Source organism: Pseudomonas sp. GNP012 (genome assembly GCF_054343835.1).
Map to the genome: position 1 here is coordinate 5,376,474 of NZ_JBTGUU010000001.1, position 14,796 is coordinate 5,391,269.

Sequence of the window (14,796 nt, forward strand, 5' to 3'; positions counted from 1 at the left end):
TCTTGTTCTTATAATGATGAGCATGGGCCCGAAACTGCTCGGAGCATACACAAGCAATTGCCCGGACCAAACTGCTGTTGATCAATAAATCGCCAAATTTTTCAGCCGCCGCCCCACCCTGAAAACCCTAAAGGCACGCCCCGCCAACGCCTGCAGCCGATGACTGACCAGTCGTCCCTCGCGTAACTTTCATCGGTTAATGCGAAGCGGAGTTTGCCCGGTGTGTCGCAGCCCCCTAGAATGCCCCGATGCGCGATGATCTCTCCCTTCTGCTGAACTCCCTCAACGATGCCCAACGCCAGGCCGTAGCGGCCCCCGTGGGTCGTCAGTTGGTCCTGGCCGGTGCTGGTTCCGGTAAAACCCGAGTGCTGGTGCACCGTATCGCCTGGCTGATCCAGGTTGAAAACGCCTCGCCCCACTCCATCCTGTCGGTGACCTTCACCAACAAGGCTGCTGCCGAGATGCGCCAGCGCATCGAGCAACTGATGGGCATCAACCCGGCCGGCATGTGGGTCGGCACCTTCCACGGCCTGGCGCACCGCTTGCTGCGGGCGCACTGGCAGGAAGCAGGCTTGAGCCAGACGTTCCAGATTCTTGACAGCGATGACCAGCAACGGCTGGTCAAGCGGGTGATCCGCGAACTCGGCCTGGACGAGCAACGCTGGCCGGCCCGTCAGGCCCAATGGTTCATCAACGGGCAGAAAGACGAAGGTCTGCGCCCGCAACACATTCAAGCCAGTGGCGATCTGTTCCTGGCGACCATGCGCGGCATCTATGAGGCCTACGAGGCCGCGTGCCTGCGCGCCGGTGTCATCGACTTCTCCGAACTGTTGCTGCGCGCCCTCGATCTGTGGCGCGATCACCCAGGCCTGCTCGCTCACTATCAAAAGCGCTTCCGACACATCCTCGTGGACGAGTTCCAGGACACCAACGCCGTGCAGTACGCCTGGTTGCGCCTGCTGGCCAAGGGTGGCGACAGCCTGATGGTGGTGGGCGATGACGACCAGTCGATCTACGGCTGGCGTGGCGCGAAAATCGAGAACATCTACCAGTATTCCGAAGACTTCCCGGACGCCGAAACCATTCGCCTGGAGCAGAACTACCGCTCCACCGCCGGCATCCTGAAGGCAGCCAACGCCTTGATCGCCAACAACACCGGACGCCTGGGCAAAGAGCTGTGGACCGACGGTGGCGACGGCGAGGCAATCAACCTGTATGCCGCCTTCAACGAACACGACGAAGCACGCTACGTTGTTGAAACCATTGAAAGCGCGCTGAAAACCGGCCTGTCTCGCAGCGATATCGCGATTCTGTACCGCTCCAACGCCCAATCGCGGGTTCTGGAAGAAGCGCTGCTGCGTGAACGCATTCCGTACCGCATCTATGGCGGCCAGCGCTTCTTCGAGCGTGCCGAAATCAAGAACGCCATGGCTTACCTGCGATTGCTCGAAGGGCGAGGCAACGACGCCGCGCTGGAACGGGTGATCAACGTGCCGGCCCGCGGCATCGGCGAGAAAACCGTCGAAGCGATCCGTGACCATGCGCGCCACAGCGATGTGTCGATGTGGGAAGCGATGCGCCAACTGGTGGCCAACAAAGGCCTGACCGGTCGTGCGGCCGGCGCCCTTGGCGCGTTTATCGAGTTGATCGAGAACCTTGCCGCCAAGTGCATGGAAATGCCGCTGCACCTGATGACCCAGACCGTCATCGAGCAATCGGGGCTGATCGCCTATCACGAAGCGGAAAAAGGCGAGAAAGGCCAGGCCCGGGTGGAAAACCTTGAGGAACTGGTCAGCGCCGCACGCAACTTCGAAAACAGCGAAGAAGACGAAGACCTGACGCCATTGGCCGCGTTCCTCGGTCATGCCTCGCTGGAGGCCGGCGATACCCAGGCCGACGAGCACGAAGACAGCATTCAACTGATGACCCTGCACAGCGCCAAGGGCCTGGAATTCCCTTACGTGTTCCTGGTGGGCATGGAAGAAGGCCTGTTTCCGCACAAGATGAGCCTGGAAGAGCCCGGCCGCCTTGAGGAAGAACGTCGTCTGGCCTACGTCGGCATTACCCGGGCGATGCAGAACCTGGTGATGACCTACGCTGAAACCCGACGCCTTTATGGCAGCGAGACCTACAACAAGGTGTCGCGCTTCGTACGCGAAGTGCCCAAAGGCCTTATTCAGGAAGTACGTTTGTCCAACAGCGTCAGCCGGCCGTTCGGTGGCAACCAGTCGATGAGTGGCAGCAACCTGTTCAGCGGCAGCGAAATTCCGGAAACCGGCTTCAGTCTGGGTCAGACCGTACGCCATTCGATCTTCGGTGACGGCGTGATCCTCAACTTCGAGGGCGCCGGTGCTCAGGCCCGGGTGCAGGTGAACTTCAGCGAAGGCAGCAAGTGGCTGATGCTGGGTTACGCCAAGCTGGAAGCGATCTAGCTTTTCTGTGGGAGCGAGCTTGCTCGCGATAGCGGTAGATCAGTCGACATTATTTCTGGTTGTCAGTCCGTCATCGCGAGCAAGCTCGCTCCCACAGGTTGTAGGTAGGTTCCAGGCCGATATCTGAATTTAAAGGTGCGATGGACATGGGCTCAGGCTTCTTTTCCTCCTGGACATTCTGGGCCCTGTTATCGGCGGCGTTCGCGGCAATGACCGCCATTTTCGCGAAAGTCGGCATCGAAAACGTCAATTCCGACTTCGCCACGCTGCTGCGTACGATCGTGGTATTGGTTAGCCTGGCCTTGATTTTGTACGCCACGGGCCAATATCAGTCATTAGGATCGATCTCGGCAAAGAGCTACCTGTTCCTGCTGTTGTCGGGCCTGGCCACCGGTGCGTCGTGGATCTGCTATTTCCGTGCACTCAAGGTCGGTCCGGCGTCACTGGTTGCCCCGGTGGACAAACTCAGCGTGGTGTTGGTGGCCGTACTTGGCGTAGTCCTGCTGGGTGAAAAACTCGACCTGCGCCAATGGGGCGCAATTGGTCTGATCACGGCCGGAGTCGTCATGTTGGCATTACGTCGCTAAGCGAACGTCCTACAGAACTTATCCACTCATCTGACAGACCAAAGTCAAAAGGCCCTATTGCACTGATTGAAGCTGAATAAAACATGTCAGGCAAAAGCCCGAAACACTCTGCCGCTAGCCAGTAACACTTCAGCTGTGCAACATGGCGCGCGTGCCTTCCACAAATGGGAATTCCCTTTATGAAACGTTTTCTTAGCATCGCCATGGCGTTGTGCATCGGCCTGACGATGAGTCTCGACGTCAATGCCGCCAAGCGCTTCGGTGGTGGCAAAAGCGCAGGCGCTGCGCCGACGCACCAGACCAGCCAGATGGCTCCTTCTTCTCCAGGCATGGGCGGCGCTGCGGCGACCGCTGGTGCTGCCGGTGCCGCTGGCGCCGCTGCCAAGGCCGGTGGCGCTTCGCGCTGGCTCGGCCCTCTGGCCGGTATCGCGGCCGGCGGCCTGCTGGCCTCCATGTTCATGGGCGACGGCTTCCAGGGCATGCAGATCCTCGACATCCTGATCATGGCTGTCATTGCATTCCTGGTCTTCCGCTTTATCGCCGCCCGTCGTCGCAAGCAGCAGGAGCATTACGCTCCGGCCGGCCACGCACCGATGCAACGTGAAGCGTTCGAACAAAAGCCTGCCGGCGGTTCGATTTTCGGTGGTTCGCCAGCGCCTGCTGCCGCTCGTCCAGTGATCAACGCTCCAGCCTGGTTCAACGAAAGAAACTTCGTCGAAGCAGCGCGTAATCACTTCCAGTCCCTGCAACAGCACTGGGACGCCAATGAAATGGACAAGATTGCCGAGTTCGTGACCCCGCAAATGCTGGAGTTCCTCAAGCGTGAGCGTGCCGACCTGGGCGACGGTTTCCAGTCCACCTACATTGATAACCTCAATGTACAGTTGGACGGTGTGGATGATCGCGCCGACAAGACCATTGCCACCCTGACCTTCACCGGCATGTCGAAGACCTCGCGTTTCGACCAGGGCGAAGTCTTCAGCGAAAGCTGGAACATGGAACGTGCACAGGGCGAAAACCAGCCTTGGCTGGTGGCAGGTATCCGCCAGAACGGCTGATCCCGCACCGAGCTTCACTTGCTGAAAAGAAAACCCCAGCCCTGGCTGGGGTTTTCTATTTCGCGGTTGCATCTATAGCAAGCTACTGTATAAACCGCCCCATATAAACCGCGCCATACAAGCAAGAGGATCCCGGACGTGGAAGAAATCATCGAACAACTGCGTGAAGCCAACGAACCGGTACCGGTCCCCTTGGAATTGCCTGACGAAGACCTGCTGGTCGAAATCGAAGAACAACTGTTCATCGACATTCCGTTCGTCTTCAGAGAGTTTCTGCTGACCGTCAGCGACGTGGTCTACGGTAGCCTGGAACCGGTCACCGTGACTGACCCGCAATCCCACACCTACCTGCCCGACGTTGCCGCCAACGCCTGGGACGCCGGTGTCGATCGCAGCCTGATCCCGATCTGCCAGGACGGTGACGACTACTACTGCGTCGAAGAGGACGGCACCGTGGTGCTTTGGCAGGCCGAAGAAGAGCTGATCGCCGAAGAAACCTGGGAGTCGGTGTGGCACTGGGCACGGGACGTCTGGCTGGAAAGCTGATCCCGTCAACGCCGCTGGGTGGTCAGTGCCCGGACGACTCCTTGTGATTGTCGAGGGTTTCCAGCAACGCCACCTGCATCCGCGTATGCACACGAATGAACCAGCGCCACAGCAGCGCCGCCACGGCGGCCGCGACCACGGCGATCAGTACCAGCAACTTGTTGGTCGGCAGAATACTGGCCGACAAGGCTGCCAACAGCAAAAAGATCACCAGCAGCGACAGGATCGGGATCACTTCGGCGATCACCCTGCGCACTCGCTGCGTATGGCGCCCGGCCATCTCCGGCTTGACGCCCATTTCCGCCAGCAACATCGACAGGGCTTTGAGCTTGCGGTATGCCGCAATCAAAAAAGGCAGCGACAACAATAGCGCTCCACCCCAGATCAATGCCTTCTGCCAGCTCGGGTCGCTGATCCAGCCTTGCACGTAAGCCGACATGCGCTCGGCGAAGTACGCGCCCGAGAAGAAAATCGCGATCACCAATGCCAGGTTGACCCCGACCTGCAGCAAAATCCTCCTGATCATCGACGCCAGCAACGCCCCCTCGCCCTGTGGCTGGATGCTGCGCAGCCATTCGCCGTACATCCCCAACACCCGTCCCAGGCGTTCCGGCATGACGCCCGCGAGCTTGATCGACAATGGATCAGCCGCGCGAATCAGATAAGGCGTCAGCAAGGTCGTGATCACCGACACCGCCACAGCCACCGGGTATAAAAAGTTACTGGTGACCTGCAACGTCATGCCCAGTGCAGCAATGATGAAAGAGAATTCGCCAATCTGTGAAAGACCCATCCCGACCCGCAGCGACGTGCGTCCGTCATTACCAGCGATAAATGCACCAAGGCCGCAGGACAACATCTTGCCGAGCACCACGGCCACGGTGATTACGGCAATTGGCCAAGCGTACTGAAGCAGGATCGCCGGATCGAGCATCAGCCCGATGGCCACAAAGAAAATCGCGCTGAAAAGATCTCGAACCGGTTCTATCAAGCGCTCGATTTTCAGCAGTTGCCGGGATTCAGCCATGATCGCGCCGATCAGGAACGCGCCGAGCACCATGCTGTATTCAAGCCTGACCACCAGCAGGCAGAAGCCGAAACACAAGCCCAGCACGGTAATCAGCAGCATTTCGTTGCTCTCGAACCTGGCCACGTAGGCCAGCAACCGCGGCACCATCAGAATGCCGATGACCAATGCGACGATCATGAACAGCGACAGTTTGCCCACTGTGGAAAACACTTCGCCGGAGCTGACCGTACCACTGACGGCGATGCTGGACAGAAGCGCGATGATGCCGATGCCCAGAATGTCTTCGACGATCAGCACACCGAATATCAACTGCGCAAACCGCTCGTTCTTCAACTTCAGATCATTGAGTGCCTTGACGATGATGGTGGTTGAGGAAATCGCCAGGATCGCGCCGAGGAACAGTGAATCCATGGTGTTCCAGTCAAACCAGCGACCGATCTCGTAGCCGATCCAGATCATCAGCACGATTTCCAGGAATGCCGCGATGAAGGCCGTGGCACCGACCTTGAACAACTTGCGCAGGCTGAACTCCAGGCCCAGGCAGAACATCAGGAATATCACCCCGAGTTCGGCCAGGGTCTTGATGGTTTCTTCGTCATGGATCAGGCCGAATGGCGGGGTGTGCGGGCCGATGATGAAACCGGCGACGATGTAGCCCAGCACCACCGGTTGTTTCAGGCGATGAAAAACCACGGTCACCACACCTGCGATCAACATGATCACTGCCAGATCCTGAATGAAACTGATGGCATGCATGGCGAGCGGCTCCCTGATTGAAGTTGCCCGACTCACAGACGCAGGAATGGTCTGATCAAGCCGAGCAAAAGTCTGCTTTGCGCGTAGGAAATGTCCCTGTGTCCGGGCTTTTTGCAGGGTAACACCGCGACTTCTGGCAGAAAGGCGGTGCAATATATGGAAACAGATCGATCCGGCGTGACGGCGGCTCTGCGCCCGGCGTCCCGATAACTGTTGGTTTGAAAAAACCGCCGAGGCACCCGCAGAGGTGCATCCCTCAAACCTGGCCTTGACCCGTGAGAATGCTATGGAACCCGGAAACGCCCAGCTGTCGATGACGGTATTGATGACCCCTGACATGGCCAACTTCTCTGGCAATGTTCACGGTGGCACCCTGCTCAAATACCTCGACGAAGTGGCCTACGCCTGCGCCAGCCGTTATGCCGGCCGCTATGTGGTGACCCTGTCGGTGGACCAGGTCATTTTCCGTGAGCCGATCCATGTCGGCGAACTGGTGACCTTTCTCGCCTCGGTCAACTACACCGGCAACACCTCCATGGAGGTGGGCATCAAAGTGGTGACCGAGAACATTCGCGAGCGATCGGTGCGTCACACCAACAGCTGCTTCTTCACCATGGTCGCGGTGGATGACCAGCGTAAACCTGCCCAAGTACCGCCGCTGCAACCGGACAACAGCGAGAGCAAGCGCCGCTTCATCCAGGCCCAGCAGCGCCGGCAGATTCGCCAGGAACTGGAAAAGCGTTACCAGGAGATCAAGGGCGACGCCTGAGTTTGTTCAGTCAGGTTGACGGAGTTCTCTAGATAGCCTTCGCGAGCAAGTCGGATCGCCGCACCGCCGCTCCCACACTGGATCTATGCAACACCGAAGATCAAATGTGGGAGCGGGCTTGCTCGCGAATGGACTCAACGCTCAATCAGAGGCTGATCGAGGTCGCCTCGAACCGCACCCGCGGATGGGCAATCCGGTCCTGAGCCCGAACCAGTTCCAACTCGTAGCTGGCACAGGCCTGGGTTTCCAGCAGCACTTCATGCACCGCCGACGCCGCGAACTCGAACGCGGCCACCAGGCTATCACCCAACAGCACACGTGCCAGGAACAGCCCGGACGTCAGATCGCCAACGCCCACCGGCTGACGCGGGAACGCCAGCAACGGGCGCTGCAAATGCCAGCTGCCTTCGGCCGTCACCAGCAGCATTTCGAAGACCTCTGCCGACTTGCCTGGGTAGTCCAGATGCTTGACCAGCACCGCTTTCGGGCCGCGCGCCAGCAATGCACGCGCCATGGCCAGGCAATCGAACAGCGATTGCGGCTTGCGCCCGGAGAAACTGTCCAGTTCCAGCTGGTTCGGGCACATGAAGTCCGCTACGGCGGCGGCCTCCTCCAGCAGAAAATCACTGACTTCCGCCGGAACACTGCAGCCTTTCTCCGGATGCCCCATGACCGGGTCACACAGGTACAGTGCCTTGGGATTCATCGACTTGATCCGCGCCACACCCGTCAGGATCGCCCGGCCCTGGGCCGCACTGCCGAGGTAACCGGAGAGTACCGCATCGCAGTTGCCCAGCTCGCCAATCGCCGCGATACCCTCGACCAGCTCAGGTATCTGGTGCGGTGCCAGCACTTCACCGGCCCATTGACCGTACTGGGTGTGATTGGAGAACTGCACGGTGTTGAGCGGCCAGACATTCACCCCGACCCGTTGCATCGGGAAAACCGCGGCACTGTTGCCGGCGTGACCGAATACCACGTGGGACTGGATAGCGAGCAAATGCGGTGTACGTTTCATGCGGTGGATTTCCGTAAAACGATTGAAATTCTAGCCGCGCAGTATGCGACTAAACGCAGCCTGTACGACAGACCAGCGACGCAGTTAAGCTGACACTATCTTGTTGGAGCACCCTGTTGATGCTGACCCTTGGAAATATATTCGTGCTGATGCTGTTCGCCACTGCCGGCGCATGGCTATGGCACAACCACGGCTTGCGCGAGCGCGCGCTGGAGCGGGTCAAGCAGCATTGCACCAAGCTCGGGATCGAATTGCTGGACGGCAACGTGGCGTTGAAAAGAATCGCGTTCATCAGGGATGCCAGTGGTCGGCGACGCCTGGCCCGTGTGTATAACTTCGAATTCACCGTGACCGGCGAAACCCGCCACAACGGCACCATCACCCAGTTCGGCGCGCACAGCGCACAGATTGAACTGGCGCCCTACCCGGTCCCGTTCGACGAAACCGAACCGGTGGTCGATGTGGTAAAGCCTCGCGCAGAAGTGATTGAGCTGAGCCAGTGGCGTCAGGAACATACCAAGTGGCGGCCGTGAGCCGTTAAGCCGATTCGGCTCGGCACGCAGCCAGTTCACTCTGCAACAGTTCTGCATCCCGGGACTCACTGAAAATCAGCTCGATGCGCGAATCCTGCCGCCATTCGCTGGACCGCCAGTCCAGTACCGAGTTATCCACCGCGTTTGCCGATATCCATCCGTCGACACTGTGGATAACCAGCTTCGCCCGCCTCCAGCCAAGGCTTTCAAGCCACTGGCCAACCAGCGCGGCATCAAATACCTGGCTTGGGTGCCAACGCCATCCGATGCTCCAGCCTCCGTCCTGCTGCTGACTCAAGCAAATGGGTAACGCAGGATCGCTCCAGAGCGCCGGCAGTTGCGCCAATCCCTTGGGCAAAACGAAGTTATCCACACCTGCCTGCGCCTTGGCGTTCAGCCCCGGCAGCTCCCTCAAGGGTAAAACCGCCTGTTGCGTCCAGCACAGAGGCGTCGGCGGCAATAGCGCGGCGACTTGCTGGCGACTGTCTTCCTCGAGACCTTCGGACTTGTTCAGCACTAACAGTCCCGCATGGCTCAGGGCTTGCTGTTGTGCATCCGGCAACGGTTTGCCAGCGGCGAGCGCCTGGGCGTCCAGCACTACCACACAAGGCTGAACAGCCAACACGCCTTGCCACGGCGCTTCGCTTAATTGCCTAAGCAACTGCGCCGGATGCCCCAGCCCCGAGGGCTCGATGAACAGCCGATCCGGTTGCGCCTTGCGCAACAAGCGCCCAAGGCCAATCTGAAAGGGTGCACCGTTGACGCAGCACAGGCAGCCCCCGGCCACTTCACCCAGTGCGATACCATCGGCGTCCCGGGTCAGCAGCGCAGCGTCGAGACCGATCTGGCCAAACTCGTTGATCAACACCGCCCACCGCTCGCCTGCCGGGCGCTGGGCCAACAGGTGCTTGATCAGGCTGGTCTTGCCGGCGCCCAACGGACCGGCAATGACATGAGTAGGGATATTCTGCAGCATGGTCGATGATTTCTGAGGAGGTAGTGGATGCGGTTGATTGGCTTGTCGTTGCTCCTGGCACTCGTTTCAGGCGAGGCGCTGGCCCAGGCCTGCGTGGTTCACAGCCAGGCCGAGCGGCTTGATGTCCAGGTTTGCCAGCAGAACCGCAACATCCCGCCAAAACTCTTCGCCGATGGTTTCTGCCAGCCGAATCTGGCGGGGCAGAAAGTCGATGTGCAGTATGTCGATCAATGCCCCGGCGGCGCATTTGGCATCTGCAGCAACGCCCAAGTCGCCAATATGCCCTACCGCCAGGATATTCACTATTACGGCGTTGCCACCGACGCGGCATATTTGCAGCCGTACTGCGAGGCCCAGAGCCAGGGCACCTGGCTCAAGCCTTGAAGCGCCATCAGAGGATCAGGCAGCGTCTTCATACCAAGGGCCGAACGGATCAGGCAGCAAACGCCAGCCCTCTGCGCCCAACGCCATTTCCTCATCGCTCAGCAGGCAGGCGTCCAGTTCGGCGGTGAGCTGCGTGAAGTCGATGTTCTGGCCGATGAACACCAGTTCCTGGCGACAATTCCCGCTGTCGGCGGTCCAGTTTTTCATGATCCCGGTGGTGCTTTCTTCGTCTTGCGGCCATTGGTTTTTCGGTACGAAACGCCACCAGCGTCCGGCAAAACCATAGCGCATCAATCCACCGGCCTGGGACCAGTTGCCGGCGTCCATGTGCTTGCTCGCCAGCCAGAAAAAGCCCTTTGAACGCAACAGCCTGCCGTTGTCCCAAGGGCCGTCGATGAAGTTGAAGAAACGCTGTGGATGGAACGGCCGACGTGCCCGGTAAGCGCAGGAAGCAATGCCGTATTCTTCGGTTTCCGGCACGTGCTCCCCGCGCAACTCCTGCAACCACCCCGGCGCCTGGGCAGCCTTTTCGAAGTCAAAACGACCGGTGTTGAGAATTTTATCCAAGGGGATTTCGCCCATCGTCATCGCAATGATTTCCGCCCGGGCATTGAGACGCTCGAGGATGGCGATCAATTCCTCCCGTTGGTGGCTGCTGATCAAGTCGATCTTGCTGAGCAAAATCACATCGGCGAACTCGACCTGCTCAATCAACAGATCGGTAATCGAACGTTCGTCTTCCTCCCCAAGTGTTTCTCCCCGGGAGGCCAGGCTTTCGGCAGCCTGGTAATCGAGCAGGAAGTTCATGCCGTCGACCACCGTGACCATGGTGTCGAGACGTGCGATGTCGTTGAGGCTCTGGCCGTTTTCATCGCGAAAGGTGAAGGTTTCCGCCACCGGCAGCGGTTCGGAAATGCCGGTGGATTCGATCAGCAGATAGTCGAAGCGGCCATCCCTGGCGAGCTGACTCACTTCCTCGAGCAAGTCTTCACGTAACGTACAGCAAATACACCCGTTACTCATTTCCACCAACCGCTCTTCAGCCCGATTAAGGCTGACATCACGCTGGACTTCGGTGCCATCGACGTTGATTTCGCTCATATCGTTGACGATGACTGCAACCCGCAGACCATCGCGATTACGTAGTATGTAATTAAGAAGTGTACTTTTTCCGGCGCCAAGAAAGCCGGAGAGAACGGTCACGGGGAGTCGGTTGGACATCTGCATAATCCTCACAGGGATGCCCGGTCGCTGGGCCGGGCCTATATAATGTTATACTGTAACACAACAAATAAACCATCCCCTCTTGCCCGGCCGGGTAACCTGGGTTGGCTACAACCAGCGCGTCGGCTGGACCACGATCAACCGGTTTTCCAGCTCCGGTGGCAGCAGCGCGAAGTTCACCTGCAACCGGATCACTGGCTGTTAGGCCTGCCCGTTTTTCAATGAAGACCCATCCATGAAAAAAGCATCGTCGACTTGATTGTTATACTATAACATGACACGTCAACTCCCACGATGGACCTGCTCATGAATGCGCTGACTCTGCCGGATATCGCCGCGCAGGCCTCACGCCAAGCCCTGCCACTGGAGTGGGTGGGCATGTGCGGCATTGCTCTTCCCGTTTTGTTTGATGGCCAACGCCTGAATGCAAAGGCTGATGCCGGCGTGAGCCTCGACGATGGCAATGCGCGCGGCATTCACATGTCACGGCTCTATCTGGCGCTTGAGTTGCTGGAGCAGGAAAGCCTTTCACCGGCTTTATTGCGACGGGTTTTGCAGCGTTTTCTTGAGAGTCATGAAGACCTGTCCAGTAGTGCGCACTTAACTATTCACGCCGATGTACTGCTGAAAAGACGGGCGCTGATCAGTCCATTGGCAGGTTGGAAAAGCTATCCGGTGAGCATCGAAGCGCGTTTGAAAAACGCGATGTTCCACGTGGAACTAAAAATCGACGTGCCTTATTCCTCAACCTGTCCGTGCTCCGCGGCCCTTTCTCGACAGTTGATACAGCAGCAATTCGTCGATGATTTCGCCAACAAGTCACTGCAACACGCTGACGTTTTAGCGTGGCTGGGTTCCACGAACGGCATTGTCGCCACACCTCACAGCCAGCGCAGCAGCGCAAAGTTGCGCGTACGGTTGGCTGATTTCCTGGATGACCTGCCTCTGATCGCTATCATCAATGACGCCGAAGCCGCACTCGGCACAGCCGTCCAAACAGCGGTAAAACGCGCCGACGAACAGGCCTTCGCCTTGGCCAATGGTCAGAACCTGATGTTCTGCGAGGACGCCGCACGCCGCTTGAATCTGGCCCTGAAACGTTCCACAGGCATCAATGCCTTCCACATTCGTGTGATCCACGCCGAAAGCTTGCACGCCCACGACGCCGTTGCCGAGAGCCGTTTCAACTGGGACAACCTCAATACCCTGTACAACGCATCGAGCAATCCATGATCCGCAAGAATCCATCCGGAGATTTACCGCTGATTGCCGAGTCTGCCTACGTTGACAAGACGGCGATCATTTGCGGCAAAGTGGTGATCGGCGAAAACGTGTTCGTCGGTCCCTACGCCGTGATCCGCGCTGACGAAGTCGACGAGTCGGGCGACATGCAGCCGATCGCCATCGGCGCCAACTCGAACATCCAGGACGGCGTGGTGATCCACTCCAAATCCGGCGCGGCAGTGACCATTGGCGAATTCAGTTCCATCGCCCACCGCTCGATCGTGCATGGCCCCTGCACCGTGGGTAATCGGGTGTTCATCGGCTTCAACAGCGTGCTGTTCAACTGTGTGGTCGGTGACGGTTGCGTGGTACGGCACAACTCGGTGGTCGACGGGCGTGACCTGCCTGAAGCCTTCTACGTGCCCTCTACCACGCGGATCGGCCCCAACACCGATCTCTCGCAATTCCCGCCGGTGAGCGTCAGTGCTTCGGAGTTTTCCGAAGACGTGGCGCGCACCAACGTCGATCTGGTGCGCGGCTACAAAGCCCTGCAAAACGAGTTCTGACCATGAGCAGCGTGCTGATTGGCAATGCCTGGCTGGTGAATGCGCCGATACAAACTGCCTGGTAAGACAAAGGTCTTAATGACAGCGGCAAGGAATTAGCACTAGGTTTATCCGATAACGCTCGCTAGCAGCACCTGAGTACGCCGACCATGATCCAGATCACTCTGCCCGATGGTTCATTGCGTGAATTCGACCAACCGCTGTCCGTGCACGAGTTGGCCGCCAGCATCAGCCCCGGACTGGCCAGCGCGGCCGTAGCGGGCCGGGTCGATGGTGTATTGGTGGACTGCGAATACATGATCGAAGCGGATGCCCGGGTCAGCATTGTCACCCCCCGCGAGCCGGACGGACTGGAGATCCTGCGCCGCTCCTGTGCATTGATGCTGGCCATGGCGGTCAAGCAACTCCACCCGCATGCACAAATGCGCGCGGGCAGGGAGTTGGGTGATGGCTTCTTTTACGAATTTGTCGTCGAGCGACCGCTGACTCCGGCAGACCTGCCCCTCATCGAAGCGCGCATGCAGTCACTGGCAGCTACCAATCACTCGATCCGCCGTCGGCCACCGCGCGAAGAGGTGTCGATGTACCGTCTGGGGGACACCGAATACCAGAGCCATGGACCGCACGTCCCCACCACCAAAGTCTTGCAGTCGTTCGCCCTCGATCACATCAGCGGCACGTTGCAACAACGGATCTACGGCACATGCTGGTCCAGCCATCAGGAGCTGCAGCACTGGAGCCTTCCACCCCATGTGGTCGTCGTCAGCATGGACGACCGCCAGGCGACTTATGCACAAGCGGTGACCGAATCCTTGCGCCAAAGGGGTGTGCGCGCAAGGGCCGACCTGCGCAACGAAAAAATCCGTTTCAAGATTCGCCAGCACAGCCGGACCGTGCCGTACCTGGTGGTGGTCGGCGAAAAAGAACAGGCCGGGGGGTTTGTCAGTGTGCGCAGCCGAACGGGGGAGGATTTTGGCCGGATGGCTGTCGAGGCGGCGTGTGAGTGGTTGAGTCAGTCGGGGATTTAGGGCGGCTGAATTGACGCCTTCGCGAGCAGGCTCGCTCCCACATTGATTTCATTAACACCACAGATCAAATGTGGGAGCGGGCTTGCTCGCGAAGCTCTTAAGCTCTCGGCTTCACCGTGCCGCAATCCTGCCCCAACCAGACAGCGCGGGATTCAAGGCTGCCCTTCTGTTGAATGCCGGTGGCGTTGAACGTCCCGTTGACCTTGGTGGTGAATTCGCGGTCGCTGAGGAATGTCGCCACGCCTGCGCCCTGGGCTCTCGGGCAGCTGAAGCGGAATTTCCACTGATTGCCTGAGCGGTCGGTGATTTCCTGCTTGCAGCCCGACTGCGGATCGGTCAGCGGAATGTCATCGGTCTTGACCTGTTCAGGCGTCAGGCACGCCCGGATCCCTTTGCCCCCCATGGTGATCCCCTGCTTTTCCAACTGCGCACGCTGCTCAGGGGTCATCTGGCTCTGGAGCTGACCGAGGATCAATTGCAGGTCCGGCATATTCTGCTCATCGACCTTCATGTTGCTCGTGGTCAGCTCCCACAATCCCGGTTGCAGCATTTGCGCGTGAGCCGCCACAGGAAGTGCCAAACCCAGTGCCATGGCCAAACCCAGCAGACGAACGTTCATCGAGTAACTCCTGATCAGTAGTGGCCGTTAGACGTCAGCCGCAGGC

15 protein-coding genes and 1 pseudogene are annotated in these 14,796 nt (G+C 59.0%); 11 read left to right on the forward strand and 5 right to left on the reverse strand.

The genetic code is table 11. The features are described 5' to 3' along the window. Positions 1-248: 248 nt before the first annotated feature. The 4 genes from uvrD (at position 249) to ACXX83_RS24450 (ending at position 4,623) form a co-directional block, all read left to right on the forward strand. Positions 249-2,432 carry a DNA helicase II gene (uvrD, locus tag ACXX83_RS24435; RefSeq protein WP_007971693.1) on the forward strand — a complete coding sequence of 728 codons (2,184 nt, stop codon included), beginning with the start codon at positions 249-251 and terminating at the stop codon, positions 2,430-2,432. Positions 2,433-2,578: 146 nt separating this feature from the next. Further along, positions 2,579-3,019: an EamA family transporter gene (locus ACXX83_RS24440; RefSeq protein WP_458549797.1), complete on the forward strand. Its 441-nt coding sequence runs from the start codon at positions 2,579-2,581 to the stop codon at positions 3,017-3,019. A 179-nt stretch (positions 3,020-3,198) separates the two neighbouring features. Then, entirely contained in the window at positions 3,199-4,077 is an 879-nt protein-coding gene (locus tag ACXX83_RS24445) for a Tim44 domain-containing protein (RefSeq protein WP_458549798.1), read from the forward strand. A 138-nt stretch (positions 4,078-4,215) separates the two neighbouring features. Then, the gene (locus ACXX83_RS24450) at positions 4,216-4,623 is read left to right on the forward strand and encodes an SMI1/KNR4 family protein (RefSeq protein WP_003187120.1); all 408 of its coding nucleotides are present in this window, start codon (positions 4,216-4,218) and stop codon (positions 4,621-4,623) included. Between the two features lie 22 nt (positions 4,624-4,645). On the opposite strand, the gene ACXX83_RS24455 is transcribed toward ACXX83_RS24450, so the two are convergent. Then, on the reverse strand, positions 4,646-6,409 hold the full coding sequence (locus ACXX83_RS24455; RefSeq protein WP_458549799.1) for a cation:proton antiporter: 1,764 nt from the start codon (positions 6,407-6,409) through the stop codon (positions 4,646-4,648). Between the two features lie 286 nt (positions 6,410-6,695). On the opposite strand from ACXX83_RS24455, the gene ACXX83_RS24460 reads away from it, so the two are divergent. Next, positions 6,696-7,178, forward strand: a complete 483-nt coding sequence (locus tag ACXX83_RS24460; RefSeq protein WP_007971685.1) for an acyl-CoA thioesterase — start codon at positions 6,696-6,698, stop codon at positions 7,176-7,178. A 145-nt stretch (positions 7,179-7,323) separates the two neighbouring features. Here ACXX83_RS24460 and pdxY read toward each other — a convergent pair whose 3' ends face one another. Beyond that, complete coding sequence (gene pdxY / locus ACXX83_RS24465) at positions 7,324-8,196, reverse strand: pyridoxal kinase PdxY (RefSeq protein WP_015097416.1); 873 nt, start codon at positions 8,194-8,196, stop codon at positions 7,324-7,326. 119 nt (positions 8,197-8,315) lie between these two features. Here pdxY and ACXX83_RS24470 point away from each other — a divergent pair, with 119 nt between their 5' ends. Next, the gene (locus ACXX83_RS24470; RefSeq protein ID WP_007971681.1) at positions 8,316-8,729 is read left to right on the forward strand and encodes a DUF3301 domain-containing protein; all 414 of its coding nucleotides are present in this window, start codon (positions 8,316-8,318) and stop codon (positions 8,727-8,729) included. A 4-nt stretch (positions 8,730-8,733) separates the two neighbouring features. Here the strand turns inward: ACXX83_RS24470 and ACXX83_RS24475 are convergent, their stop codons facing one another. Next, complete coding sequence (locus ACXX83_RS24475; RefSeq protein ID WP_458549800.1) at positions 8,734-9,705, reverse strand: CobW family GTP-binding protein; 972 nt, start codon at positions 9,703-9,705, stop codon at positions 8,734-8,736. Positions 9,706-9,732: 27 nt separating this feature from the next. On the opposite strand from ACXX83_RS24475, the gene ACXX83_RS24480 reads away from it, so the two are divergent. Continuing rightward, positions 9,733-10,089: a hypothetical protein gene (locus tag ACXX83_RS24480; RefSeq protein WP_041474970.1), complete on the forward strand. Its 357-nt coding sequence runs from the start codon at positions 9,733-9,735 to the stop codon at positions 10,087-10,089. Between the two features lie 15 nt (positions 10,090-10,104). On the opposite strand, the gene zigA is transcribed toward ACXX83_RS24480, so the two are convergent. Continuing rightward, positions 10,105-11,310 carry a zinc metallochaperone GTPase ZigA gene (zigA, locus tag ACXX83_RS24485; protein WP_458549801.1) on the reverse strand — a complete coding sequence of 402 codons (1,206 nt, stop codon included), beginning with the start codon at positions 11,308-11,310 and terminating at the stop codon, positions 10,105-10,107. Between the two features lie 103 nt (positions 11,311-11,413). On the opposite strand from zigA, the pseudogene ACXX83_RS24490 reads away from it, so the two are divergent. The 4 genes and pseudogenes from ACXX83_RS24490 to ACXX83_RS24505 all read left to right on the forward strand — a co-directional run. Then, positions 11,414-11,518: pseudogene (locus ACXX83_RS24490) on the forward strand (glutamine synthetase); the annotation flags it as partial. Positions 11,519-11,619: 101 nt separating this feature from the next. Next, positions 11,620-12,546, forward strand: a complete 927-nt coding sequence (gene folE2 / locus ACXX83_RS24495) for a GTP cyclohydrolase FolE2 (RefSeq protein ID WP_458549802.1) — start codon at positions 11,620-11,622, stop codon at positions 12,544-12,546. After that, a complete protein-coding gene (locus ACXX83_RS24500; RefSeq protein WP_217836739.1) occupies positions 12,543-13,103 on the forward strand; it encodes a gamma carbonic anhydrase family protein in 561 nt (186 codons plus the stop codon). Before folE2 ends, ACXX83_RS24500 begins: the two co-directional genes overlap by 4 nt. A 149-nt stretch (positions 13,104-13,252) precedes the next feature. Next, the gene (locus ACXX83_RS24505) at positions 13,253-14,131 is read left to right on the forward strand and encodes a His/Gly/Thr/Pro-type tRNA ligase C-terminal domain-containing protein (RefSeq protein ID WP_458549803.1); all 879 of its coding nucleotides are present in this window, start codon (positions 13,253-13,255) and stop codon (positions 14,129-14,131) included. Between the two features lie 97 nt (positions 14,132-14,228). On the opposite strand, the gene ACXX83_RS24510 is transcribed toward ACXX83_RS24505, so the two are convergent. Next, the gene (locus ACXX83_RS24510) at positions 14,229-14,750 is read right to left on the reverse strand and encodes a DUF3617 domain-containing protein (RefSeq protein WP_116579809.1); all 522 of its coding nucleotides are present in this window, start codon (positions 14,748-14,750) and stop codon (positions 14,229-14,231) included. Positions 14,751-14,796 lie beyond the last annotated feature (46 nt).